Genomic DNA, 619 nt, shown 5'->3' with positions numbered 1-619 from the left:
TGATTGCAGGGCTGAAAGCCCGCCCCATCCTTCTGGGACATCCGCGCGGAAACGGGTCGGGCCTTCAGCCCTCTGATTCTTGCGTCGCCAGTTACTACCTGCCCGCCGCAGCTTGGGTCGATGTCACCGCAGGGACTTGTCGAGACTCAGCTCCCTTGTGCTCGAACTTTCAATTGAGCAACGCCAGACGCGGGCATTTCAAGCCCCGTCGGCAGCCCAGGGTTCAACACCAAGCCCACGCCTGCCGATATACCGCGCAGGACCCAGACAAAGTCTGTCAGTAAGGCGAACGTGAACTTTGGTTCCCGTTTGGTCCATTCGAGGGATCGTTCCAGCGCAGTAAATACGGCTATCACAGGATGTCCTGCGTCGTTCGTCAGGATCAAGGGTGCGGTGCTGTTATCCCACGTTGGGCCAGGATCATTCTGTAGCAGCAATGCGACCTTTGAAGCCAGCAGTTTGTCGATGAACGATACGACTGGGAGCCTGCCTTCTTGAGCGGCGACCAGTGCGTTCTCTAATTCGTTCAGAGGATCAAAATCAGCGGTCATTGTTGTGCGACCAACATTCTGCCGGAAGGCCACCTAGACTCGCATAGAGCCTGTTATTGACTTTGGGA

Annotated in this window: 1 protein-coding gene; it reads right to left on the bottom strand. The window is 56.4% G+C overall.

All coding sequences use genetic code 11. The features are described 5' to 3' along the window. Positions 1 to 146: 146 nt before the first annotated feature. Positions 147 to 551 (bottom strand): SseB family protein, encoded by a 405-nt coding sequence (locus JSS27_05910; protein ID MBS0208472.1) that lies wholly within the window; start codon positions 549 to 551, stop codon positions 147 to 149. Positions 552 to 619: the final 68 nt, after the last annotated feature.

The sequence above is a fragment of the Planctomycetota bacterium genome (assembly GCA_018242585.1).
Taxonomy (GTDB): Bacteria; Planctomycetota; Planctomycetia; order Pirellulales; family PNKZ01; genus JAFEBQ01.
This window is presented reverse-complemented; position numbering and strand designations above follow the sequence as displayed.